This is a genomic window from Vibrio qingdaonensis, from assembly GCF_026191675.1.
Lineage (GTDB): Bacteria > Pseudomonadota > Gammaproteobacteria > Enterobacterales > Vibrionaceae > Vibrio > Vibrio qingdaonensis.
This window is the reverse complement of sequence record NZ_JAKRRY010000101.1, coordinates 1-2,085: the sequence shown is the minus strand read 5'-3', so window position 1 is coordinate 2,085 and position 2,085 is coordinate 1. Positions and strand designations below refer to the sequence as shown.

The window sequence follows — 2,085 nt, the reverse complement described above, 5'->3', positions numbered from 1 at the left end:
TAAGCTTGGCGGTTTTGGTTTGAAGTTTAGTGCGCTTGGTAAGTTTATCGTCAGCGCCACTTAGCAGGGCGTTATACGTTTAAGGAGAAACGATGATAATCATCTACGGAATTAGAGATAGACTAAATCCAATTAAGGCAAAGTTATCTGATGTTATTCAGTCTTGTATGACTGATATATTGACGCTTCCAGCTAGTAAGCGTGCTCATCGAATTGTTCCGCTCGATAAAGAAGACTTCTATTTTCCTGCCGATAGAAGTGACTCATATACAGTAATCGAGATTAACATGATGGAAGGTAGGAAACCGGATACTAAGAAAGCATTAATTAAAGAACTTTTCAATCGAATTGAAACTGAGCTAGGTATTTCGCCAGTGGACATTGAAATCACAATCAAAGAGCAACCAGCACATTGTTGGGGTTTTCGTGGCATGACAGGGGATGAGGCGCAGGATCTCAAATATCGGGTCAACGTATAACAAATTGCTCAAGTCGACAGCTAACGCTCGGCGATTTTGGTTTGGTTGAGTTCAGTGATTACGTGGCTTTGCTCGGGTGTTGTGTTCGTTAGCTGCAACTTAGCAAGGCGTTATGTTGCCCCAAGGATTGGACAAAAATTCATTATTAGGAACTCACAGCAGATGATCCGAAATTTCTATACTTGCGATAAAGAAGTAGATAAAAACAGCCATGGCGGCGATGGTTCAATAGATATCTATCGTGCATTTAGGCGCAAAGATTTTGACGGTGCTTGGGATTTCGCTATTCGAGTTGTAATGCCTGCCGGAAGCTCAATGGGTGAGCATCGCCACGAAGATGATGAGGAAATGTACATCATCTTAAAAGGTGAGGGCACTATGATAATTGAGGGTGAAGAGCATAAAATTTCCTCAGGCGATATGATAGTAAATAAACGGTTTGGCACACATGGTTTGGTTAATACGTCAGACCAAGAAATTGAGCTGCTAATTATCCAAGCTAGTCAGAAGTAAAGCATCATAACAAGTGCTTCAAGCAGATTCGTAACGCTTGGTACTTTTAGCGTTAATTTAGGCTTGAGTGATTACGGCGTAAAACTTAGCTTGAGTGGTACGTTACTCACCACTTAAGCAGGCGTTATGTGTAATCGAGAGTTCAGGGAAAGAATGAAAGTACTTATATCAGGATCCAATGGGTATATTGGTAGCCACGTGACTAAGATGTTTGTCGAGAGTGGCTTTGAAGTTTCAACTTACAGCAGGTCTAATGGTGTCTTACCTCTTGCTCGGAAGCTTACCGATGTGCTATCAGATTTCTCTGGTTACTTTGATATCGTTATAAATTGTGCTCGCCCACATTGGTCAGAATTTTCACCGGAGGAAATAGCTGATATAGAGTCCAAGCTGCTCACGCAGCTGGATAGACTAGCGGCTGATGGAGCAACAAAAATCCACACATCGGGCGTTTGGTTATTTGGCAATGCTTCTCACAATGACCTGAAAGAATTTAGGCTTAAGCCTCTAGAGGTGGTGAAACCGGACACAGTTACAATAGGTTGTGCTATCAAAAAGAAGTGGCATGTCGTTTACTGTCCTAGTTTGGTTTATGGTGGTGAAAACTGTCAGCTAAAGCGGATTGTAGACTCCTTATCTGACCAAACTCTCCAAGTAGCGATACCATCTCAAGGTTACAACCAATATATCCATGTTAATGACATCGCTCGATTTTATTTGGCACTGGTTCAAGGTAAACGTCCGGCTACACAACACTTTATTGCTGAGACTAAGGGGTATAGCCCCGAAGCATTTTCTCAATTGCTACTCGACTCTCGAGTCGTAAAGCGCGTTCACGAGTGCAGTTGGAGTGACTTTGAGAAATACCATGGCTCTTCGGCAGTCGAAATTGAAAAGCTAAATCTTAACCTTCCAATTAGTCCCTTGTTTGAATCGACTGAGTCATTAAGGAAGTACATAGAAAATTACACATAACAAATGCTTCAAGTGGATTCGTAACGCTTGGCAATTTTGGTGTAACTGTCGGCTTATGTGTTTACGGTGGTCAATTTAAGTTTGGTGGTGCGTCACTCACCACTTAAGCAGGCGTTAT

3 protein-coding genes are annotated in these 2,085 nt (G+C 42.0%); all 3 read left to right on the top strand.

Translation table 11 applies throughout. The features are described from left to right. The first annotated feature begins 92 nt into the window (after positions 1-92). Positions 93-479 (top strand): tautomerase family protein, encoded by a 387-nt coding sequence (locus MD535_RS25410; protein WP_112417450.1) that lies wholly within the window; start codon positions 93-95, stop codon positions 477-479. Positions 480-641: 162 nt separating this feature from the next. After that, positions 642-992, top strand: a complete 351-nt coding sequence (locus MD535_RS25405) for a cupin domain-containing protein (protein ID WP_265678065.1) — start codon at positions 642-644, stop codon at positions 990-992. A gap of 153 nt (positions 993-1,145) precedes the next feature. Then, entirely contained in the window at positions 1,146-1,967 is an 822-nt protein-coding gene (locus tag MD535_RS25400; RefSeq protein WP_038891922.1) for an NAD-dependent epimerase/dehydratase family protein, read from the top strand. Positions 1,968-2,085: the final 118 nt, after the last annotated feature.